This is a genomic window from Acinetobacter sp. KS-LM10 (genome assembly GCF_036896575.1).
In the GTDB taxonomy this organism is placed as follows: Bacteria; Pseudomonadota; Gammaproteobacteria; order Pseudomonadales; family Moraxellaceae; genus Acinetobacter; species Acinetobacter avistercoris.
The window spans coordinates 735330-757959 of sequence record NZ_CP145906.1 but is presented as its reverse complement, the minus strand read 5'-3'; the positions used below and the strand labels follow the sequence as shown (position 1 = coordinate 757959).

Genomic DNA, 22630 nt, shown 5'->3' with positions numbered 1-22630 from the left:
AATTCCACTACCACCTCGTTCTGTAATTAATACCGAGTATGGTCACTTTGGTATTGGTTGATACATTTAATCCTGCATACGGATTTAGTAAAATATTATCGATTGTATCTTTGTTCGATAAACTACTTGTTCCAGCAGGGATATTGTCTCTGCTTCGTAAGAATGCAATAGAAAGATCAATATCTGTGTCTTCATCAAAACGATAACCTAGCCCCAAACCAAACAATTGAGCATTATTAATAGGCACCATGGTATTACGTTTATTATCTGGAATTGCACTTGAACGAGGTTCATAACCAGCACGTAGTTTCAAACGTTCATTAGCCGAATACTCAAATCCAATACCCCAATTCCAGGGTGACTGGAAACCAAGTGGCAGAGACAAAGACGTATCTTTAACATCATTTGAAAGTAATTTTGCGATTTTTAAAGCACTAATTTCACGATCAAACTCGAATTTAAACTTATCCCATGCCGCATAGTCTGTCCAACCCACATCAATATTAACTTGTAGATCTGGTAAGATTTTATATTTAATACCCGCTTGAAAATGTGCTGGATATTCAAGATCCATCGACATTAAGCCAGATTCCACAGGTGGAATATACGATGGGAAGCCTAAAATAGCGGCTAAGATCTGCCCAGTAGGTGAAGAGTTTAAACCTTTAATAAGCTCACGCGGCGCATTCGAGTTTTGAATCATATATTTACCCTTCAAACGCATTTTGGCTGCGCTTTGGTAAACTAAACCTAAACCAAAATCCTCTGTCGGCTCCCACATCACACCTAAGTTGTAACTTGGACTTAGACTTTGCTCGAGTGCTACATCCATTTTTCCGAAAGTACTAAAAGGATTCATTCCTTCATTGGCATTACAAATACCAAAAAGTAAAAAATCAGTAATAATATTCGAGTTACCACGGAAAGGACCACATACGGAGTCATCCACCATCCGTAATACGCCGATCAACTCATTTGGAAAACGTAAATCCGTTTTTAGAGCAATAGCCTGATATGACATTCCAATGGAAGCACCGACTGACAACTCATCACTGATTTGATATGCGATCGAAGGGGATAAATAAGTGATTCTTTCTATCGCAATTTGTTGGCCCATATAGTTACCAGGGTTACCATCTTCCGAACCAAAACCTGCCACTAAAGGTGCATATACTGCTGTGGCAAAAGTCAATTTTGAACCTGGTGGATTATAAGAAATTCCAGCTGTGGGTGCTGCAACAGGCCAACCTTCACCCAAGTCCACTACTTTTTTCAAAAATGGAACATATAAACTCGCGTACTCAACATCACCACTGACCACACCCTTATAGTCTGTACATATATTCGATGGATTATCAGGTGAGTCATTACAAACTAAAGGATCGTCAGAATAACCAAATACGTTGTAACCTTCTGGTGCTGAGAACTCTCTTTTCACATCAAAATTTGCAATCAAACCTTGAAAGTCAGTATGCAAGCCTTTTAATTTTGTAAGGGCAGCCGGGTTAAAATGAATCGCACTAATCCCTGGCGGGTCAGCTGTTACTGCATTCCCCATGGTCAGAGAACGAACATCCACAGAAAGGTTTTGCCCAAGTTGTGCAAGTGCTGTTGTACTTGATCCCATTAATACAAGTGCTGCTACTAAGGGATGTAATTGAGGGTATTTCATACCGTCTCTCCCTTAGCTTGGTTTTTTCTTGCCGAAACCTAAAATATCAAGTGGGAAAGACAAACCTAAAGTTACGTCTGGTGTGTCTTCTGTTAAACCAATACCCAATGTTCCATTTACAATTGTTTCAGGATTTACGCGCACACCTAATGCAATGGCAAAAATTGAACTGGTTTGATCAGCAGCATTAAATTTTTCGCCCGTTGCATATCTAAACGAAGTATTCATATTAAATGATTGTTGATAAGACATCGTCAACGAAACATCATAATTAAATGAATATGCGAATCCGAATGAGAAACCACCCGTGATTCCGGGTTCAAAGGTATCTAAAATACGACGTTGACCATCACCACCTTCACCTTGTGAGTTCCCGCCCCCACGAACTTGATTTAAGCCAGATTCCTTGAAACCATAATTTGCTGAAACAGAAGTGAATAATACGACAGGATCGATATATTTACGTGTACTTGCCCCTACACCAACAGAATAATATCCCTTACCCGTTGAAAGATCTTTTTCTGGATTAATTTCATATGGGCTATCCCCTGTTTTAGTCGAAACACTACCAAAAAGAATAAGAGGTAATCGTCCTGCTTTCAGCGGAAATGGTTCCCAGCGCGCGCCTAAGTTAATATCACCAAGACCTGCTGTGGTGGTATCTTTTAAGGTATTCGACTTAGCAACTAACGGGATTGAAGCACTAAAGGTTAAATTGTCTAACACACCGTACTGTGCAGTGAAGGTGTTGGTAATTGTATGGCTAGCATCTTCATCTACACGGAATTGAAATAGCTTAGAATCTTCAATCGCCGCATTGAGTTGAGAATCACGATAATATGAATAATCTAAATCATAAAATGCTGAAATTTCGCCTTTTTTAATTAAAGAATACTGACGCTCGTTTGAAGTAAAAACTTCTTGAAGGTTCGTTTCCTGAGTTGCATCACCTTCTTTTTGTTGTAGTGCATTGGCTGCCTGTCCTTCAGCTTTAGGCACTAAAGAAGGTGTTTGATCTTTATTTATATTGGGTTCAGCGTTAGTCGTTACAGATTTTACTGACGCGGTAGATATCGGTGCTACGTCTCCCGTATCAATTTGTACATCATTATTTGAGTCTTCAGAAACCAACTCATTTGATTCATCAACAATCGTATCAGATGCAGGCTCTGCGGCATAAGCAACGCCAATCAACGTTTGGATACTAATCGCAAGTAATGTTCTTTTCATCCATGGATTATTCATATTATTCCTACCAATTTTTCTGTTTAATTTCTTATAAGTTATTACTTACGTTTATAATAGAGTCGCATAAAGTTTGTAATTGGCTGATTGTACGTTGCAGAGTTGGGATTACTGTCAATCACTTTTCGCATTGTAGATGCTCGATCTGCAATTCTATTCATGTAGTCAGTGGAAAATTGTGCTTCTACCAAAGCGTAACGATGAATAGTTGCATCATCCACATGTCTTAAATCTGACTCTTGCAGTGCAAGAAGATTTTTTTGTTGCTCTTTAGGCACGTTAATTAAAAATAAAGTGTTGTTTTCCCAAATTTCTTTAAATCTTTCTTGCTCAAAACTAATATTCCCTAAAGCTGGATCAGCCACGTATACACGACCATCCTTATACGCTTTATATACCACGAAGTGTTTGAAGCCAGCATAATGAATAGGAATAATGACAGGTTGTTCCTGCTTAATAAGATCTTCGAACTGACCTTTATATCCCCCACTTTCATAACCTAAAGCTGTTACGAAACGTTTCATATCAAGCAAAGAGAAACTTCGTCGCTCAACAATCCGATTATATTCTCCAAACCTGAGCAAACCTTCCATCGTTTGCTGTTCTGTCAAATTCAGCCCTGCATGACCATTCAATACTGTCGTTAAAGCTGCTGAACCACAACTATAGTCATATGCTTGACGGACGATGCCCCTAAACTGATTCTCAAGTGCAGGCTTAACGAGAACAGCTTCTCTATGGTTTCGAGTAAATGATTTATCGCGAGAATCTAACACTTCGTTGTAATACACAGCTTCAGCTGGTTTCTCTTTAATATCTAATGCATGACTGGCAAAGTAATACATAATTGCCGAGCCTAAAGTAATTTCTATCATAATTTTAACTATTCTAGTTTCGGCAATCATTGCCTGGTGTTTTAATTATATTGAGAGTTAATACTCTATTTTCTTATCCCTAAGATAACCTTTTTAGTATCAAAAAACAGTACTTATTCACATTATTTTGAAAATATATGCAAAAAAACGCGTGATTAACACGCGTTTTTTAATTCAATATTAGTGACCAGTAATTGTGATTGTTGATGCACCCATATTAAGTCCTTTAATTTCGATATCACCAATCGAACTTGCTGCAGCAGAACCTAAACGTACACCACCAATATAAGCACTAATATCTTGTGCTACTGGAGTAATGCTAAGACCTGCTGTGGTTACACCAATTTTAGCATTAGCATCCAAAAAGGTTTGACCTGTTTTAACCACTTGAATACTGTCTAAAACAATAGAGCCACCACCTACATTATCTTTAATACCCAAATTAGTAAGCTTTAAACCACCCGCAATTTGCGAATTTAATGCAATCATTGCACCCTGTGGTGTCGCACCTAATTGAATATTAGCAGCAACTGTACCCAACTCTAAGGTTAGACCCGTTAAAATTTCATTAACAGTATTGCCTTCAACCGTGCCACGTACCACAGTCCCAGCAGTTTTAACATTTGATGCGCCAACACCAATTGAACCAATTTCAGCTTTTAAGCCCGTCACCGTTGCAGCAATATTTAAGAATGCACCATCAGTACCAGTACCTGCATCAGTATCAAGTTTTAAATTAAGTAAATTTACGCTTGGATCAGTTTGAGTAATTTTAACACCTGGAGTTGCATCACCCTTACCGATAACAATTGCACCAGCAGTAGTTGTACCGCCCAAAGCAGTATCATCCAAACCGTCATTATCATGAATCAATAACTGACCTACAGTAATCGCGCCGCCATCAATTTTAATACCAATACTGATACCATCTTGACCCGTTGTAGAACTCAGTGACTCATCATCCATAGCTTGCATAGCCATAGCATTTGCACTAATTGCAATTGAGGAAACTAAAGCAAGTTTTGTTAATAATTTCATTTCAACTCTCCAAGAGTATTTTTTTCATTTTTAACCACTCTCGTGTCCCTGTTGTTTTTGTTTTTATACAACTGAAACGTCAATCCTTGAGCAGTCCGATTTGTATTATTAAATTAACCTTATGTTATCTTATGTTCAATACCTGTTTTAAAAAATTCGACCTATTCCCGATAAGTGGCATAAATGTGAACTGGTATCAACTTAATCATACATTGTCTAGAGAAAAAGTGCAGTAAATCACACATGTTAAACCCTTATTATTTAAAACAAAATTTGAATTTTGGTCAACTAACAGCCACTCAAATTTTAGAAAAACTACACACTCTATTCGGCTGTGTGTATCTTGAAAATAACCGTTTACCGTGTATTGGTTTACTTCCACTGCAATATTGCATTAATTCTGAAGGGAAATTTGAGGTCTACTCTCGAGTAAATTGTGCAAGTTATACCCTTATTGATTCTGTTCAAAGTTTCGAAGATTTTGTTGAGTTTAATGGCCCTGAACAAATGAATGATTCTGAAGGCTTCAATGGAGGTTATATTGGCTTTTTTGATTATAATTATTTAGCGAATCAACAGATTAACTCAAATGTTAAGCCACAACCTAATGCTTATCTGGGACACTATCAAAGTTATTTAAAACTTGAGCAAGGACAGTGGTATTTTTATAGTTACGAAGCTGAAGCAGAACAAATTTTAGCGCATATTTTAAGTGCTTTAAATTTTTCCAATCCCGTTAAATTTGAGTTGATTTCTTCATGTACGCCATGCTGGACAAAACAAGAATATCAATGTGCGTTTGATCAAGTCCAAGCCTATATCCGCGCTGGAGACTGTTATCAAATTAATCTCACTCAAGAGTTTTCTGCACAAGCAAACGGATATTTAATTGAGAGTGCAGAACAGTTTTGGAGTTTAACAGATGCACCTTATTCTAGTTATCTAAAAATAAATGAGTTTGAAATCTTAAGTTGCTCTCCTGAATTATTTATCAACTTTGAACACAATAAAAAAATTGTAACTCGCCCGATAAAAGGCACTATGCCGAGGTTTGAAGACCCTAAGTTGGATGACTTATCTAAACAAAAGCTCATGTCATCTGAGAAAGATCAAGCCGAAAATTTGATGATTGTGGATTTACTTCGTAATGACTTAAGTGTTTTTGCTCAGACAGGTTCAGTTCAAACTTCAAAGCTTTTCAATATAGAATCTTTTAATCAAGTACATCATATGGTCAGTGAGATCTCGGCAACGTTAAAACCTGATGTTAACGCGCTACAGGTGCTTCTTTCGGCCTTACCGGGAGGTTCTATTACTGGCGCCCCTAAAATTCGTGCCATGCAGATTATCGAAGAATTAGAAGCTGCTCAACGTGGTGCATATTGTGGCTCTATGGGGTACTTTAATTATGACGGAACTGGTTCTTGGAATATCTTAATTCGCACGATTCAAAAACAAGAACAAGACATTTCTATTTGGGCTGGTGGAGGGATAACCATAGCCTCAAATTGCGATGCAGAATACCAAGAGTGTTTCGATAAAGTATCAGCAATGCTTCATTTGTTAAATTCTTGGAAAAAAAATTAACGCTGTAAAATTTATATTAAAAAAGCGAACCTCAGTTCGCTTTTTTATTCTTGGACGCTTAGATTCTGATTTAAAACGGATGAGTATTTAAAACTCATACTCAAACAAGAATTTTATTTTTTAAAGTATCGATCAGACGTTGATTTTGCTGATCAGTGCCAATGGTAATTCTCAAGTACTGATTAATTCGTGGTTTATTGAAATAACGCACGATAACCCCTTGTTCACGTAATTCTGCAGCCAGCTCACTTGCTTCTTTCGATGCGAATGTAGCAAAAATAAAGTTAGCACTTGAAGGCAGGACTTTAAAGCCAATTTCAGTCAATTGAGCCACTAACTTTTCACGGCTAGCAATTACTTTAGAGATTTGCTCTTCAAAATAAGGCTGATCTTCAAAGGAAGCGACCGCCGCTGCAATTGCAAAGCGATCAATCGGATATGAGTTAAAACTATTTTTCACGGCTTCAAGCGCAGCAATTAAATGTGGCTGCGCAATTGCAAATCCGACGCGTAAACCCGCAAGTGAACGTGACTTAGAAGTGGTTTGACAGACCACCAAATTTTCATATTTTTCAACTAAAGGCACTGCTGATTCCGCTCCAAAATCGACGTAAGCTTCGTCGACCACTACCACAGAATCTGGATTAGCTTGCAGTATCTCCTCTATCGCAGACACACCCAATGCAATGCTGGTTGGGGCATTTGGATTGGTAATGATAATGCCACCATTCGGTTGCTTATAATCATCCACGACAACTTCAAAATCATCATTCAAAGGCAAAATTTTAGTATGAGAACCTAATCCAAAAAATTGGCTATATACAGGATAAAAACTATAGGTAATATCTGGATATAGAATGGGTTTTTCTTGAACAAAAAATGCTTTGAAAATATGAGCTAGAACTTCATCAGAACCGTTGCCAACAAATACATTTTCCAAGGCAACAGCTTGCTGTTTCGCTATCGCTTGTTTTAACTCAACAGCTTCAGGATCAGGATATAATCGTAGTACATCAGCAGAATTCGCCAAAACTTTTTGCACCGCCTCAACCACACGTGGTGATGGTGGATACGGATTTTCATTGGTATTTAATTTTAATAAATTCTGAATTTGAGGTTGTTCACCTGGTACATAAGGCTCAAGCTCACGAACTTCAGGACTCCAAAACCGCATTTGCTCTGTGGTGATATTCATTTTTTAATCTCAATTTTTGTTTCAAAAAAGGGCTGATTTAACAGCCCTTGAATCTTTTACAAAAGCTTATTGATAACGATAACGGGCTGAGCGTGCATGGGCATCCAAGTTTTCTTGTTGTGCCAAAATATCCGCTGTCTTTGCTAAGGTTTTTACGCCCTCTTCCGAGCACATAATTAAGCTTGAACGTTTTTGGAAATCATATACACCCAGTGGCGATGAAAACCGTGCCGTGCCAGATGTCGGTAAGACATGGTTTGGCCCTGCACAATAGTCACCAATTGCTTCTGGTGTATATCGACCCATAAAGATTGCACCTGCATGGCGAATTTGCTCAGACATCGCTTGAGCATCATCTAAACAAAGCATTAAATGTTCAGCTGCCACCTGATTAATTAACTCAATAGCTTCAGCACGGTTTTTAACCAATACTAATGCACCACGATTGGCGATTGAAGTCCGTGCAATCTCAGCTTTTGGTAAAGCTTCTAAGTGCGCTTCAATTGCTTCAGCAACATCATTTAATAATTGGGCATCTGGCGTAATAAAAACAGCTTGTGCGACTGTGTCATGTTCAGCTTGAGACAACAGATCCATCGCTAACCATTCTGCATTATTCTCACCTTCTGCATAGACAAGAATCTCTGAAGGCCCTGCGATCATATCAATGCCAACTTGTCCAAAAACAGCACGTTTTGCAGCAGCCACGAAACGATTTCCTGGCCCTGTAATCTTATCTACAGAGGGAATCGATTCAGTACCATAAGCCAATGCTGCAACAGCCTGCGCACCACCGACAGTAAATACACGATGCACGCCAGCTAGATGTGCGGCAGCCAAAACCAAAGGATTCAAATCACCATTTGGTGCAGGAACCACCATAATAATCTCTGGCACGCCTGCAACATGTGCTGGAATCGCATTCATTAATACAGAAGATGGATATGACGCTAAACCACCCGGCACATAGATACCGACACGATCTAAAGGCGTAACTTTTTGACCTAACGTATTTCCCAATGCATCAACATACGTCCAACCGTCTTGCTTTTGCGCTTGATGGAACTCACGAATTCGCTCTGCCGCCAACTCTAAAGCTTCACGGACTTCTGAACTTAAGCCTTCAAATGCTGCTTTCAGCTGTGCTTGCGTTAATTCTAAATCGGAAAATTGATGTGCGGGATGTCGATCGAACTGCTGTGTAAGTTTAAGAACATGAGCATCACCATGCTGACGAACGTCTGCAATGATTTGATCTACGGTTTTTAAAAGCTCAGGGTCACTCACAGTCTCAAAAGCTAACAAATCTGCAAAAGTTTGTTTAAAGCTTTGATCTTGAGTCGATAAACGTCGCATCAATTTATCCACAAAAAATAAATAGGAAGCTTTAGTTTACCCGTTTTCGCCGTCGTTGTGGTTATCTATGCTGCCCTAAATCAAGTACTTTGATAGATTTTTTTTATATCATATATCGTATTCACTAGAAACATCCTTGCGGATCAGAGCACATAAAAAAACCGCCACTCATGAGTAACGGTCTTTTATTAAAAAAGCATTCAACCTTTTATTTATTTTTCAATAATTCACGGTCTTCAACTGCTTTTTCGAGCTGCGCAAGAATTGGATTAAGCAAGGTTTGCTTACGCTTAAAGCTGGCTTTGTTGACGATTAAGCGTGATGACACTTTGCAGATTTCTTCGAGTGGCTCTAAACCATTGGCACGCAATGTATTGCCTGTATCAACAACGTCTACGATGTAATGACCTAAACCAACCAACGGTGCAAGCTCCATAGAACCATAAAGCTTAATGACGTCGACTTGCTCACCTAAACTTGCATAGTATTGACGCGTTAAATTGACATATTTGGTGGCAATTTTCAGACGACCTTTCGGACGTTGCATGCCAACCTTACCTGCTGTCATCAATTTACACACTGCAATTTTCAAATCTAAGGGCTCATAGACGTTCTGCGCACCATGCTCCATCAATACATCTTTACCCGCGACACCAATATCTGCTGCACCATTTTCAACATAGGTCGGTACATCAGAGGCACGTAAAATTAAAATACGTACATGTTTATGAGTCGTTGGAAAAATTAACTTACGCGATTTATCAGGATCTTCTAGTAAGTTAATCCCTGCCGTTTCAAGTAAAGGAAGCGTTTCTTTTAAAATACGGCCCTTACTCAATGCTAAAGTTAAACCATGATCAAAATTGCCCATTACGTCAAAGTTTGGATCATCGTTTCTCATATCGCTCATTAATTTACTCGCTTAATTTGGGCGCCTAAACTTTGTAATTTAGCTTCAATATTTTCATAACCGCGATCAATATGATAAATGCGGTCAATTAAAGTTTCGCCTTCAGCAGCCAAGGCGGCCAATACTAAAGAGAAAGAAGCACGTAAATCTGTCGCCATCACGGGTGCAGCAGAGAGTTTATCTACCCCAGTAACTACAGCATCATTACCTTCAACCTGAATATTTGCGCCCATACGTGACAATTCAGGTACATGCATAAAACGGTTTTCAAATATGGTTTCTGAAATCGTTGCAAAACCACGACCAATGGTATTAACCGCCATTAGCTGAGCTTGCATATCTGTTGGGAAATCAGGGTGTGGCAAGGTCTGAAAGCTCACCGCTTTAGGACGTTTCCCCATCATATCTAATTCGATCCAGTCTTCACCACGGGTCACTTCAGCGCCCATTTCTTCGAATTTTTCAAGAACAGCTTCCATTAATAATGGATCTGTATGTGTTGTTTTAACTTTACCACCTGTAATGGCTGCTGCTGCAAGGTACGAACCTGTTTCAATTCGATCCGCAACCACTGCATATTCACAACCATGTAGGCTTTCAACACCGGTTACAACTAGTGTATCCGTATCCAAACCTTCAATTTTCGCACCCATTTTAATGAGCATATTGGCAAGGTCTGTAATTTCAGGTTCACGAGCTGCATTGCGGATCGTGGTTACGCCTTCTGCCAACACTGCCGCAGTTAGGATATTTTCTGTACCACCAACTGTCACCATATCAAAGATGACTTCACCACCTTTTAAACGACCATCTACTTTGGCAAGTACATAACCATTTTCAACTTCAATTTGTGCACCTAGAGCTTCTAATGCCTTCAAATGTTGATCTACAGGACGTGAACCAATTGCACACCCACCCGGCAAAGAAACTTTTGCACTACCATAGCGCGCCAATAATGGCCCAAGCACCAAAATAGATGCACGCATTGTTTTCACCAGCTCATAAGGTGCAAACTGGTTATCTAATGTCGAAACATCAGCAACAACTGTTTCGCCTTCATAATAAATAGTAACGCCCAAACCGCTAATCAATTTGACCAATGTATTTACATCTTTCAAATTGGGTACATTGGTCAAGGTAATTGGAGAGTCTGCCAATATCATGGCAGCCAATAAAGGCAATGCCGCATTCTTTGCTCCAGAAATGCGCACCTCACCCTCAAGTTTTACTCCACCCGTAATTAAAAACTTATCCATGTATCTTTAAGCTCCGAAAAGACTAGCTTTGCGCCATTCTTCTTTTGTCATTGCGCGAATTGTAACGGCATGAACTTCACCGCTGGTTATATGGGTATTTAACGGAGCATACACAGCTTGCTGACGGGCAACAGGTCTTTTACCTTCAAATTGATCATCTACAATACGGAGGTCAAACTTACCGCCTTGTCCACTTACAGCAATATCAGCAGTAGGAAAAGCAGCTTTCAAAATATCAGTGAGCTGATCACTATTCATTGCAAAGACCTCTCATGGGACGATCGATAGTGTAAAAACCATATATTTTACTATAAGTGATCAGATTAATTCAGCAGCACATACAATTAATCTATAAAAAAAAGAGGTTATTCAACCTCTTTTTCAAACTTTACAACAATTATGCCTCTAGGACCAATGGTTGGAAGTTCATTTGCATTTTACGATAACGTAATAATTGCTTTTTTATTTTCTCAGTCAGTTTTTTTATTGAAGCATACATATCATCCCCCGTCGCTTGAGCAAAAAACTCAACACCGGGTAAACGTACTATGGCTTCAGCAATATGATTTGAACTGCCTTTTTTAGAGCGTTTAGTCACTTGGTGATCTTTACTGAGTTTCACCTGTAAACTATTTACCTGATCGAGATGTTTCGTCATTTCAGTGAATTTACAGCGAATATTCTCTTCAATCGCTGGTGTGATACTTAAATGATGTCCACGAATTGTTATTTGCATAATTCCATCCCTCGCCTTTTTCATAATGTGAGTCAGTCATAGTCAAAAATCGCATGACAGAATATATAAAATAATTCTATAAAATCATTCATGTAACCAATATTAACTACGCCTCATCTAAATAAAAAGAGATTCATTATTTTGTCATAATGAATCTCTAGAATACTCACACTTCGAATTTTAGATCAAGACTTTTCGATCTGAAGATGAAGGAATATGTAACGATTCGCGATATTTTGCGACCGTTCTTCTTGCGACCTCAATACCATCTTCATTCAACATTTTTGCCAATGAATTATCTGATAAAGGTTTTCTTGGATTCTCGTCAGCAATTAATTTTTTAAGCTTGGCACGAATAGCAGTAGAAGATGCCTCTCCACCTGTTGAAGTGCCTACATGGCTCGAAAAGAAATATTTAAGCTCGAATAATCCCCGTGGCGTTAATAAAAACTTATTGGTGGTCACACGTGAAACTGTTGATTCGTGCAGCTCAACCTCTTCTGCTACATCACGTAAAACCAAAGGTTTCATTCCCTCAGCACCAATTTCTAAAAATTCTCGTTGATGACGTACAATACAGGATGCAACTTTCAAAAGTGTTTTATGGCGTTCATCCACACTTTTAATAAAGTTTTTCGCATCTAACATTTGATTTCTCAAATACTGATTATCCACACTTTGATCTGCTCGTTTAATCATGTTGGCATAGAACGAATTAACACGAAGCTTAGGCAATACATCTGGATTTAATTGAACAAACCATGTGTCATTTTTCTTAGAAACCACCACATCAGGCACTTGATATTCCAAACTATTATTCTCAAAAGCAAGTCCAGGATAAGGTTGCAAAGATTTTAAAAGCTCAATTCCACCTTTGAGTTGTTCAATGCTCAGCCCTGTTTGCTTAATCAATTTATTCAAATCATTAGCGATTAAAAGTTGATGATATTTTAATAATAGTAACGCTTCTTTTCTTAATTCTGTCTGAATTGGCAATACATCCAGTTGAACATATAGGCTCTCAACTAAAGTTCGCGCGCCCACCCCCACTGGTTCTAAACGCTGTATGTGTTTTAACACAACGACTACTTCATCAAGTTCAATGTCTTCTTGAATTTCCATTTGACTTAAAAGGCGCTGAACTGCAGCTAAAATTTCTTCTATAGACTCATCAAGAAAGCCTTTTTCATCCAAACCATCAACAATACAATAAGCAATTAAACGGTCAATTTTAGAAAAATGCAGTAAATTGACTTGCTCTAAAATATGATCTTTTAAACTGTTCTGAATATGATGATTATCTTCTCTTTCTTCAAATTCTGGCATTTCCATCGCTGAAGATTGATGGGTATACACATCATCCCATTCGGTATCCACTGGAAGATCTTTGGGCAAATGATCTGCGTTAAGTTCGTGACTTAAGTCCGTTACCGCCTGTTCTTGATGCAGTTCTTCCAAGCTCTGGTTGAGATTTTCTTCTTCAATTTTTTCCAATAATGGATTGCTATCCAATTGCAGTTGAACTTCTTGCTCTAACTCCAAACTGGACAATTGTAATAATCGAATCGCTTGCTGTAATTGAGGGGTCAAGGACAAAGAATTTGATACTTTAAGTCCTAATGATAACTTCATAACCACATCCCTCCTTATTCTAATATTTAAGCAAAAATCATGCCTAATAATTTTATAACACAACATTTCTCATATTGGAAAGCTTATTTCAAGATCAACATCTGATTTAAAACATAATAAACGCTATTAAATCAGAGAGATTAATATAAGAACTATTCACAAGTGTTTTTTTAAACCCAATAACTGTTTGGATAAGTTATATTTTTCTCAGGTAGGGATATCAATTATATAAATAGGCTTACAAAGTATATCCATCAAATAAATGCTCAAAGCACTATGCAAATTGTCTGTTTTCAATACAATAAAACTTAATCAATGTAATGATGACTTCAAATACGGTATTCAGAAGATATCTTTTTTTGCCCTTTACTTATCTTGGTCTAGCGTATAAAATATTGATAGGGTATCTATTAATCATTCACACGGAAATGTGGTATGAATTTTGAATAACCAAATAAGTAGATTAACGAATTAAAAATTCGGTCAAATATCAAAATTAGAAATGGAGATTTCGTGATGAAAAAGCTAACAACAAAAGTACTGGCATCAGCATTGGGCGTTATTCTTGCTGGCGGTGCTTTTTCTCAGGTTCAAGCCGCCGATACACTTGCTAAGATCAAAGCTTCAGGCAAAGTGGTGATTGGATATCGTGAATCATCCGACCCAATTTCATATATTGTCGCTGGAAAACCACTCGGTTATGCCATCGATATCTGTAATAATTTTGCCAATGAGCTGAAGAAAGAACTTAAACTTCCAGCACTCAAAGTTGAATTTAAAGCAGTCACCTCCTCTACACGTATTCCAGAAATGCTGGCCGGCAATATCGATATGGAATGCGGAACAACCACCAACTCGATTCAACGTCAACAACAAGTAAGCTTCTCTACAAACTATTATGCAACTGAAGTTCGCATGGTCGTAAAAGCGAATTCCACAGTGAAAGATTTAGGGGATTTGAACGGCAAAGCAGTAGCAACGACTCAGGGCACAACCTCAGATAAGTACATTAAAATGGGTGCCAAAGGTGAACAAGTCAAAGTCACCAACGTGTATGGTAAAGATCACTCCGACTCATTTGCCATGGTTGCCTCAGGTCGTGCAGCCGCATTTGTAATGGATGACAATATTCTAGCTGGCCTCATTGCAAAATCATCTACGCCTAAAGATTTTAAAATCGTCGGCCCTGTTTTATCATCTGAGCCATATGGCATCATGCTGCCTAAAGATGATCCTAAGTACAAAGCGATTGCTGATCGAGTTGTAACAGGGATGTGGAAAAATGGACAAATGGTCGCTCTTTATAAAAAATGGTTCCAGTCCCCTATAGCGCCTAAAAACATTAATCTAAATATGCCAATGAGTAGCTCTTATAACAAACTTAAAGCTGCTCCAAATGACACAGGTATTAATTAAAAATAACGATTTATTCAATAATCAAACCAAAGCATCTCAAATGCTTTGGTTTCTTTCATGATAAAAAATAATTTATTCTAGGAGCACACATGTCAGTTGGCTCACTTAATTGGACTGCTTATTGTTTAGCATCTAATGAATACGGTGAAGATAAAGCCACTTGGGCAGAATCAATTTGTAAAGCAATTGGCGGGGAAAGCTATTCCCCTATTGCCGATGCGCCCACTTGGCTGCAAATCTTAGGTTCTGGCGTATGGACAATGCTCTGGACCGCCTTTGCTGCATTTATTATTGCATTTGTTCTGGGTTCCTTGATTGGAATCATGCGAACACTACCGAATAAACCGCTTTCATTTATCGGCACATGTTATGTCGAACTTTTTCGTAATATTCCACTTATCGTTCAACTGTTTTTCTGGGCATTTGTATTCCCTCAATTACTACCGCTGAGCCTGAGCACAGGCAGTGGTGAAATGGTTGCTGGTGGGTGGTGGCAAAATATTCTCAATGATAATCCAGCAATTATTGGGGTGTTTGCGCTCGGCTTATATACTGCTGCTCGTATCGCTGAGCAAGTTCGTGCAGGTATCAATACCGTATCTCAAGGTCAAAAAAATGCAGCATTTGCCATTGGTTTATCTCAAAACCAAAGCTACCGCTATGTAATTTTACCTGTGGCCTATCGAATCGTATGGCCAACGCTAACATCCGAAGCCATGAACGTCTTTAAAAATTCGGCCGTTTTATTTGCTTTAAGCGTGCTGAATTTCTTTGCTTATACCAAAACAATGCGTGAAGAAACTTCACAAGACATTGTGATTCTGATTCTTTCTACACCTGTGTATCTGATTATTACCTATTGCATTAAATATTTAATGGCTTGGGTGGAAAGACGGATGGCTGTACCAGGTCTTGGCTCAGGAGGTAAATAAGCATGGATTTTAGTATTTTACAAAATGAAGATGTCATTGCTACCCTTCTGGCAGGCTTCAAATTTACCATTACCGTCACTGTTTTATCGATTATCGGTGGTATTTTGATTGGTACTCCACTTGCCATGATGCGATTATCAAACAGTAAAATCGCCAGTGGATTTGCCAAGTTTTATGTCGACTTTTTCCGTGGAGTACCACTGATTCAAGTCATATTTATCTTTTACTTTTTACTGCCTAAGTTTTTTGACTTTCAATATCACACCTATTATGGACCATTATTTTCAAGTGTGGTGACCTTTGCCATTTTTGAAGCAGCATTCTTTTCAGAAATTGTACGTTCAGGCATTCAATCTGTGTCTAAAGGACAGGTCAATGCAGGTTATGCGCTTGGTTTTACATACCGACAAACGATGTCATTTGTGGTGCTGCCGCAAGCTTTTCGCAATATGTTGCCGATCATTTTGACCCAGTCCATTGTCCTTTTCCAAGACGTTTCATTGGTCTATGTCATTAGTGCACCAGATTTCTTGGGTAATGCAAACACACTGGCCAATACTTACGGTTCTGAAACCAAGGCAGTATTCTACTTACTGGTCGCTGTAATTTACTTCGTTATTTCCTTTGCGCTGTCACGTTTGGTGAAGCGTTTACATCAAAAAATAGCCATCATTCGATAAGGAGAATCAAAATGCCAATGATAGAAATACAAGATGTCTCAAAATGGTATGGTGATTTTCAAGTCTTAACGGACTGTTCTACTGCCATCGAAAAAGGTGAAGTGGTTGTGGTTTGTGGTCCCTCAGGTTCTGGAAAATCAACCCTCATTAAAACGGTAAATGCTTTAGAACCTTTTCAGCAAGGAAATATCATTGTTGATGGAACACCTCTGAAAGATTCCAAAACGGATTTAGCCAAATTCCGCTCACGTGTGGGAATGGTATTTCAACATTTTGAATTATTCCCTCATATGACTGTTTTGGAAAACCTGACGATAGGTCAAATGAAAGTACTCGATCGCTCTAAGGATGAGGCACGAAAAAAGGCGCTTCAATATTTAGAACGTGTCGGCTTAACTGTTCATAAGGATAAATTTCCCGGTCAACTCTCTGGTGGCCAGCAGCAGCGTGTCGCGATTGCGCGTGGCTTATGTATGGATCCAGTCTGTATGTTATTCGATGAGCCAACATCTGCTCTTGATCCAGAAATGGTGGGAGAAGTGCTCGAAGTGATGACGCAACTGGCCAAAGAAGGTATGACGATGATGTGTGTAACTCATGAAATGGGTTTTGCACGTAAAGTATCCAGCCGTATTATTTTCATGGATGAAGGAAAGATTCTTGAAGATTGTGCAACAGATGATTTCTTTAATAAACCTGAAGATCGCCATGAACGTACTAAGCACTTCTTAGAAAAAATTTCTGTCGTACATTAAACAAAAGAAGCCCCACTATTGGGGCTTCTTTAATTCAAGAAAATTATTTTGATGCTTCCATAATTAAACGTGTCGCCAAATAAAGTCTAGGCACAATACTATCAATGAGAATATACTCTGCCGTATCAGAATGTGCTCCATCACCTGATAAACCCATTCCTTCAATAACTGCTGCTTTAGATTTTAAACCAGCAAATGCAGCATCTGTTCCACCGCCTGTGGGCGTTGTGGAGACTTTTAAATTCAACCCTAATTCATCTTTATAAATTTTTTGGGCCAGCTCAGCTAATTTATGCGAATTATCATTAGCCACTAGTGGTGGTCGTCGAATTTCAAATTTTACAGCAACCTGACTATCTGCTAATTTTTTATTTTTTACTTTCTCCAGAAGAGTCTTTTCAACATTTTCAAAATCTTCAACTTTCAAAGCACGTACATCAGCTTGTGCCGTAGCTTGATCAGGAATTACATTACGTGTTTTTCCTGCATTCGCAACAGTCCAATTCAGCTTTAGACCTGTTTTTGATTGACTTAAATCTTGCAACTGCCCAATTTGATGAGCAAGCTCCGTCAGCGCATTCACCCCCTCTTCTGGCTTGACACCTGCATGTGAAGCTTTACCCTTAATGTCTAAATATGCCGCACCAATACCACTGGTTGCTAAGCGTAAATTACCATCCTTACCACCCCCCTCAAATGACAAAACAATATCTTGATTTTGTGCAATTTCAGTAATGGTTTTTCGTGAACCTGGAGAACTAATTTCTTCATCAGAATTAAATAAAATGGTTAAAGTACCATAGTCTTGATAATTGATTTTCTTAAAAATATTAACAATATGTAGTCCTGCAGCAATACCTTGTTTATCATCAAGAATTCCTAAACCATAGGCTTTTTCACCTTCAACTCTAAATGGTTGATTTTCTAACATACCTTTTTGATAAACTGTATCCATATGCCCAATGAGCATAACCTTAGATTTACCTTTTCCTTTAAATACAGCTTTTACCATTGGACCAACTTTTTCGGGCGTATCATCCATTCGATAAATATCATTCGTAGGGATAATTTCTACTAATCCACCCTGCAATTTAAGTTTATCACTGACCACCTTAGCCATTTGATTTAAGCCTTGAAGATCTTTACTCCCTGATTCAATATGCACCAATTCTTTCAATGTATTCAAATAAGCAGCTTGGTCCTCAACAACCACTTTTTTTAACTCATCTGATGAAATGGCATATATATTTTGAGCGATGAATAGGGACGTAATTCCTAAAATTGCAACTCTTGAAAAAGATTGAACCGCGAAGTCTAATTTTTTGTTCACTATAAATCCCTTTTTATAATATTTAAGATTTTAATATGTTCAATATTATAGTAATTTTCAAGCTTTTTTTTGATTTAAAATTAATAATGACATCTCTAAAGCATATGAATAAAATTAGCCCATTAAATAAAAAACCCGTATCACTTTAGAAGCTTTTCTTTTTCCTTTTTTCTCCTATTTTATTTCTTTATTTTGCGCATAAAAAAACACCCCCAACTCTCATAGCAAGGCTATTCGGGTTGGGGGTGTTTTAGAATTAATGAGCTGGCGATGACTTACTCTCACATGGGTAACCCCACACTACCATCAGCGCGAAGAGGTTTCACTTCTGAGTTCGGGAAGGGATCAGGTGGTTCACTCTTGCTATTGTCGCCAGCACAACTGTTTATGGATACTCGCATTGGTCTTATTTAGATGCCAAAGCTTTCTACCAAAAGAGTTATTAACAGAACTATATTTGAGTTGCAGTTTAAGGACTAGCTTTCACTAAATCAAGGTTTTTGTATCAATTAGATCAACAACACCAACTGTTTGGGTGTTGTATAGTCAAGCCTCACGAGTAATTAGTATTGGTCAGCTTCACATATCACTATGCTTCCACATCCAACCTATCAACGTTGTAGTCTTCAACGGCTCTTTAGAGGACATATAGTCCTAGGGAAATCTAATCTTGAGGTAGGCTTCCCGCTTAGATGCTTTCAGCGGTTATCCCTTCCGAACATAGCTACCCGGCGATGCGACTGGCGTCACAACCGGTACACCAGAGGTTCGTCCACTCTGGTCCTCTCGTACTAGGAGCAGATCCTCTCAAATTTCCAACGCCCACGGTAGATAGGGACCGAACTGTCTCACGACGTTCTAAACCCAGCTCGCGTACCTCTTTAAATGGCGAACAGCCATACCCTTGGGACCTGCTTCAGCCCCAGGATGAGATGAGCCGACATCGAGGTGCCAAACACCGCCGTCGATATGAACTCTTGGGCGGTATCAGCCTGTTATCCCCAGAGTACCTTTTATCCGTTGAGCGATGGCCCTTCCATACAGAACCACCGGATCACTAAGACCTACTTTCGTACCTGCTCGACTTGTGGGTCTCGCAGTTAAGCGCGCTTTTGCCTTTATACTCTACGCGTGATTTCCGACCACGCTGAGCGCACCTTCGTACTCCTCCGTTACTCTTTAGGAGGAGACCGCCCCAGTCAAACTACCCACCAGACATGGTCCTCGCTCCAGATAATGGAGCAGAGTTAGAACCTCAATATTACCAGGGTGGTATTTCAAGATTGGCTCCATCGCAACTAGCGTCGCGACTTCAAAGCCTCCCACCTATCCTACACAAGTAAGATCAAAGTTCAATGTCAAGCTGCAGTAAAGGTTCACGGGGTCTTTCCGTCTAGCCGCGGGTACACCGCATCTTCACGGCGAATTCGATTTCACTGAGTCTCTGCTGGAGACAGCGCCCCCATCATTATGCCATTCGTGCAGGTCGGAACTTACCCGACAAGGAATTTCGCTACCTTAGGACCGTTATAGTTACGGCCGCCGTTTACTGGGGCTTCGATCAAGAGCTTCGCTTACGCTAACCCCATCAATTAACCTTCCAGCACCGGGCAGGCATCACACCCTATACGTCCACTTTCGTGTTTGCAGAGTGCTATGTTTTTAATAAACAGTTGCAGGGGCCTGGTTTCTGTGGCTGTCAACCGCTCAAACCGCAAGGGTTATCACCGTCGACAGCGTACCTTCTCCCGAAGTTACGGTACCATTTTGCCTAGTTCCTTCAGCAGAGTTCTCTCAAGCGCTTTGGTCTACTCGACCTGACCACCTGTGTCGGTTTCGGGTACGATTCCTGTGTAACTGAAGCTTAGAGACTTTTCCTGGAAGTATGGTATCAGCCACTTCGCTAGTAAACTAGCTTGCTATCAGCTCTCAGCATAGAGCACCCCGGATTTGCCTAAGATGCATGCCTACAGCCTTTCACCTGGACAACCAACGCCAGGCTGACTTAACCTTCTCCGTCCTCTCATCGCATTACACAGAAGTATTGGAATATTAACCAATTTCCCATCGACTACGCCTCTCGGCCTCGCCTTAGGGGTCGACTCACCCAGCCCCGATTAACGTTGGACTGGAACCCTTGGTCTTTCAGCGAACGAGTTTTTCACTCGTTTTGTCGTTACTCACGTCAGCATTCGCACTTCTGATACCTCCAGCAGACTTCTCAATCCACCTTCATCGGCTTACAGAACGCTCCCCTACCACTTGCAATAAATTGCAAATCCGCAGCTTCGGCATATAGTTTTAGCCCCGTTACATCTTCCGCGCAGGCCGACTCGACTAGTGAGCTATTACGCTTTCTTTAAAGGATGGCTGCTTCTAAGCCAACCTCCTAGCTGTCTATGCCTTCCCACATCGTTTCCCACTTAACTATAATTTTGGGGCCTTAGCTGGCGGTCTGGATTGTTTTCCTCTTGACTACGGACGTTAGCACCCGCAGTCTGTCTCCCGGATAGTACTCATTGGTATTCGGAGTTTGCATCGGTTTGGTAAGTCGGGATGACCCCCTAGCCGAAACAGTGCTCTACCCCCAATGGTATTCGTCCGAGGCGCTACCTAAATAGCTTTCGGGGAGAACCAGCTATCACCAGGCTTGATTAGCCTTTCACCCCTATCCACAAGTCATCCCCTGGCTTTTCAACGACAGTGGGTTCGGTCCTCCAGTTAGTGTTACCCAACCTTCAACCTGCTCATGGATAGATCGCCTGGTTTCGGGTCTACACCCAGCAACTAAACGCCCTATTAAGACTCGATTTCTCTACGGCTCCCCTATTCGGTTAACCTTGCTACTGAATGTAAGTCGCTGACCCATTATACAAAAGGTACGCAGTCACCGGACTCAATGCCGGCTCCCACTGCTTGTATGCATGCGGTTTCAGGATCTATTTCACTCCCCTCACAGGGGTTCTTTTCGCCTTTCCCTCACGGTACTGGTTCACTATCGGTCAGTCAGGAGTATTTAGCCTTGGAGGATGGTCCCCCCATATTCAGACAAGGTTTCACGTGCCCCGCCCTACTCGACATCATCATATAAGCCCTTTCGTGTACAGGACTATCACCCACTACGGTTGCACTTCCCAGAGCATTCCACTAGAACTTATATGACTTAATGGGCTTTTCCCCGTTCGCTCGCCGCTACTAAGGGAATCTCAATTGATTTCTTTTCCTAAGGGTACTGAGATGTTTCACTTCCCCTCGTTCGCCTTGCATGACTATGTATTCATCATGCAATACCTACCTTATGGTAAGTGGGTTTCCCCATTCAGAAATCTCCGGATCACAGGATATTTGCCGCCTCCCCGGAGCTTATCGCAGGCTATTACGTCTTTCATCGCCTCTGACTGCCAAGGCATCCACCACATGCACTTAATTACTTGACTATACAACCCCAAACAGTCGATTGTTCTTACAAGCAGAACATTCAACATTACAGTTTGACGCACTGTGAATTTAATCACCGTACAGCTTCAATCTAATTCATATACCAAAACGCTTGATTCAGTTAATCGCTAGTTTCTCAACATTCTATCTCAATACAAACATGTCACTTGCGTGTCACATTTAAATGTCAATTTAATGTTGAGCCTTAAACAATTTATTTCAACTCAAATATATTCTGTTAATGATTTTTCTAGCCTTCGTCAGGTCTAGAAACTGTGATAAATCACAGAACTTAATAAACTCAAACCAATCAATGGTTGATATTCACTAAGTTCTATAATTTCTCAGCTTATTCACTTAAAGTGAATGGTGGAGACTAACGGAGTCGAACCGTTGACCTCCTGCGTGCAAAGCAGGCGCTCTACCAACTAAGCTAAGTCCCCAGCTTATCATATAGATCGATGTATCTTTTTATCTGTAAAGTTCGCAGAGTGGTGGGTCTGACAAGACTTGAACTTGTGACCCCACGCTTATCAAGCGTGTGCTCTAACCAACTGAGCTACAGACCCTCAGATAC

17 protein-coding genes, 2 tRNA genes and 2 rRNA genes are annotated in these 22630 nt (G+C 39.8%); 5 read left to right on the top strand and 16 right to left on the bottom strand.

Annotated features, from left to right (window positions below; genetic code table 11):
• Nucleotides 1-7: 7 nt before the first annotated feature.
• The 4 genes from filD to filA form a co-directional block, all read right to left on the bottom strand.
• A complete protein-coding gene (filD, locus tag V5M36_RS03435) occupies nt 8-1672 on the bottom strand; it encodes a putative pilus system OmpP1/FadL family transporter FilD (protein WP_338562039.1) in 1665 nt (554 codons plus the stop codon).
• A 12-nt stretch (nt 1673-1684) separates the two neighbouring features.
• Entirely contained in the window at nt 1685-2917 is a 1233-nt protein-coding gene (gene filC, locus V5M36_RS03430; RefSeq protein WP_338562037.1) for a putative pilus system protein FilC, read from the bottom strand.
• 41 nt (nt 2918-2958) lie between these two features.
• Nucleotides 2959-3792, bottom strand: coding sequence for a putative pilus system C39 family peptidase FilB (filB, locus tag V5M36_RS03425; RefSeq protein WP_338562034.1), 834 nt, complete (start codon nt 3790-3792; stop codon nt 2959-2961).
• A 180-nt stretch (nt 3793-3972) separates the two neighbouring features.
• The gene (gene filA / locus V5M36_RS03420) at nt 3973-4830 is read right to left on the bottom strand and encodes a putative pilus system protein FilA (RefSeq protein ID WP_338562032.1); all 858 of its coding nucleotides are present in this window, start codon (nt 4828-4830) and stop codon (nt 3973-3975) included.
• A gap of 243 nt (nt 4831-5073) precedes the next feature.
• On the opposite strand from filA, the gene pabB reads away from it, so the two are divergent.
• Nucleotides 5074-6417: an aminodeoxychorismate synthase component I gene (gene pabB / locus V5M36_RS03415; protein ID WP_338562030.1), complete on the top strand. Its 1344-nt coding sequence runs from the start codon at nt 5074-5076 to the stop codon at nt 6415-6417.
• A gap of 100 nt (nt 6418-6517) precedes the next feature.
• On the opposite strand, the gene hisC is transcribed toward pabB, so the two are convergent.
• The 7 genes from hisC to V5M36_RS03380 all read right to left on the bottom strand — a co-directional run bounded on the left by hisC (nt 6518) and on the right by V5M36_RS03380 (nt 13502).
• Complete coding sequence (hisC, locus tag V5M36_RS03410) at nt 6518-7612, bottom strand: histidinol-phosphate transaminase (RefSeq protein WP_338562028.1); 1095 nt, start codon at nt 7610-7612, stop codon at nt 6518-6520.
• Nucleotides 7613-7678: 66 nt separating this feature from the next.
• Nucleotides 7679-8980, bottom strand: coding sequence for a histidinol dehydrogenase (hisD, locus tag V5M36_RS03405; RefSeq protein WP_338562026.1), 1302 nt, complete (start codon nt 8978-8980; stop codon nt 7679-7681).
• A gap of 196 nt (nt 8981-9176) precedes the next feature.
• On the bottom strand, nt 9177-9878 hold the full coding sequence (gene hisG / locus V5M36_RS03400) for an ATP phosphoribosyltransferase (protein ID WP_338562024.1): 702 nt from the start codon (nt 9876-9878) through the stop codon (nt 9177-9179).
• Nucleotides 9878-11134 (bottom strand): UDP-N-acetylglucosamine 1-carboxyvinyltransferase, encoded by a 1257-nt coding sequence (gene murA / locus V5M36_RS03395; RefSeq protein ID WP_338562022.1) that lies wholly within the window; start codon nt 11132-11134, stop codon nt 9878-9880. The genes hisG and murA overlap by 1 nt, the downstream gene beginning before the upstream one ends.
• A 6-nt stretch (nt 11135-11140) precedes the next feature.
• Nucleotides 11141-11392, bottom strand: coding sequence for a BolA family iron metabolism protein IbaG (gene ibaG, locus V5M36_RS03390; RefSeq protein ID WP_338562020.1), 252 nt, complete (start codon nt 11390-11392; stop codon nt 11141-11143).
• Nucleotides 11393-11531: 139 nt separating this feature from the next.
• Nucleotides 11532-11870 (bottom strand): ribosome hibernation-promoting factor, HPF/YfiA family, encoded by a 339-nt coding sequence (hpf, locus tag V5M36_RS03385; RefSeq protein WP_338562018.1) that lies wholly within the window; start codon nt 11868-11870, stop codon nt 11532-11534.
• Nucleotides 11871-12050: 180 nt separating this feature from the next.
• On the bottom strand, nt 12051-13502 hold the full coding sequence (locus tag V5M36_RS03380) for an RNA polymerase factor sigma-54 (RefSeq protein ID WP_338562015.1): 1452 nt from the start codon (nt 13500-13502) through the stop codon (nt 12051-12053).
• A 516-nt stretch (nt 13503-14018) separates the two neighbouring features.
• Between V5M36_RS03380 and V5M36_RS03375 the strand changes: the two genes are divergently transcribed.
• From V5M36_RS03375 to V5M36_RS03360, 4 genes are all read left to right on the top strand, one after another.
• Nucleotides 14019-14918 carry an amino acid ABC transporter substrate-binding protein gene (locus V5M36_RS03375; protein WP_338562013.1) on the top strand — a complete coding sequence of 300 codons (900 nt, stop codon included), beginning with the start codon at nt 14019-14021 and terminating at the stop codon, nt 14916-14918.
• A gap of 89 nt (nt 14919-15007) precedes the next feature.
• Nucleotides 15008-15850, top strand: coding sequence for an amino acid ABC transporter permease (locus tag V5M36_RS03370; RefSeq protein ID WP_338562011.1), 843 nt, complete (start codon nt 15008-15010; stop codon nt 15848-15850).
• 2 nt (nt 15851-15852) lie between these two features.
• Nucleotides 15853-16530, top strand: a complete 678-nt coding sequence (locus V5M36_RS03365; RefSeq protein WP_338562008.1) for an amino acid ABC transporter permease — start codon at nt 15853-15855, stop codon at nt 16528-16530.
• An 11-nt stretch (nt 16531-16541) separates the two neighbouring features.
• Complete coding sequence (locus V5M36_RS03360; RefSeq protein ID WP_338562006.1) at nt 16542-17285, top strand: amino acid ABC transporter ATP-binding protein; 744 nt, start codon at nt 16542-16544, stop codon at nt 17283-17285.
• Nucleotides 17286-17328: 43 nt separating this feature from the next.
• Here V5M36_RS03360 and V5M36_RS03355 read toward each other — a convergent pair whose 3' ends face one another.
• The 5 genes from V5M36_RS03355 to V5M36_RS03335 all read right to left on the bottom strand — a co-directional run bounded on the left by V5M36_RS03355 (nt 17329) and on the right by V5M36_RS03335 (nt 22622).
• On the bottom strand, nt 17329-18558 hold the full coding sequence (locus tag V5M36_RS03355; RefSeq protein WP_445206323.1) for a glutamate carboxypeptidase: 1230 nt from the start codon (nt 18556-18558) through the stop codon (nt 17329-17331).
• A 319-nt stretch (nt 18559-18877) separates the two neighbouring features.
• Nucleotides 18878-18992: ribosomal RNA gene (rrf, locus tag V5M36_RS03350) — 5S ribosomal RNA — on the bottom strand.
• Between the two features lie 165 nt (nt 18993-19157).
• Nucleotides 19158-22052, bottom strand: a 23S ribosomal RNA gene (locus V5M36_RS03345).
• 368 nt (nt 22053-22420) lie between these two features.
• Nucleotides 22421-22496, bottom strand: a tRNA-Ala gene (locus tag V5M36_RS03340).
• 49 nt (nt 22497-22545) lie between these two features.
• Nucleotides 22546-22622: transfer RNA gene (locus V5M36_RS03335), tRNA-Ile, on the bottom strand.
• Between the last annotated feature and the right edge of the window lie 8 nt (nt 22623-22630).

Coding starts and splice junctions, on each gene's coding strand:
- filD (WP_338562039.1), bottom strand. CDS start 1,672: ATGAAATACCCTCAATTACATCCCTTAGTAGCAGCACTTGTATTAATG.
- filC (WP_338562037.1), bottom strand. CDS start 2,917: ATGAATAATCCATGGATGAAAAGAACATTACTTGCGATTAGTATCCAA.
- filB (WP_338562034.1), bottom strand. CDS start 3,792: ATGATAGAAATTACTTTAGGCTCGGCAATTATGTATTACTTTGCCAGT.
- filA (WP_338562032.1), bottom strand. CDS start 4,830: ATGAAATTATTAACAAAACTTGCTTTAGTTTCCTCAATTGCAATTAGT.
- pabB (WP_338562030.1), top strand. CDS start 5,074: ATGTTAAACCCTTATTATTTAAAACAAAATTTGAATTTTGGTCAACTA.
- hisC (WP_338562028.1), bottom strand. CDS start 7,612: ATGAATATCACCACAGAGCAAATGCGGTTTTGGAGTCCTGAAGTTCGT.
- hisG (WP_338562024.1), bottom strand. CDS start 9,878: ATGAGCGATATGAGAAACGATGATCCAAACTTTGACGTAATGGGCAAT.
- murA (WP_338562022.1), bottom strand. CDS start 11,134: ATGGATAAGTTTTTAATTACGGGTGGAGTAAAACTTGAGGGTGAGGTG.
- ibaG (WP_338562020.1), bottom strand. CDS start 11,392: ATGAATAGTGATCAGCTCACTGATATTTTGAAAGCTGCTTTTCCTACT.
- hpf (WP_338562018.1), bottom strand. CDS start 11,870: ATGCAAATAACAATTCGTGGACATCATTTAAGTATCACACCAGCGATT.
- V5M36_RS03380 (WP_338562015.1), bottom strand. CDS start 13,502: ATGAAGTTATCATTAGGACTTAAAGTATCAAATTCTTTGTCCTTGACC.
- V5M36_RS03375 (WP_338562013.1), top strand. CDS start 14,019: ATGAAAAAGCTAACAACAAAAGTACTGGCATCAGCATTGGGCGTTATT.
- V5M36_RS03370 (WP_338562011.1), top strand. CDS start 15,008: ATGTCAGTTGGCTCACTTAATTGGACTGCTTATTGTTTAGCATCTAAT.
- V5M36_RS03365 (WP_338562008.1), top strand. CDS start 15,853: ATGGATTTTAGTATTTTACAAAATGAAGATGTCATTGCTACCCTTCTG.
- V5M36_RS03360 (WP_338562006.1), top strand. CDS start 16,542: ATGCCAATGATAGAAATACAAGATGTCTCAAAATGGTATGGTGATTTT.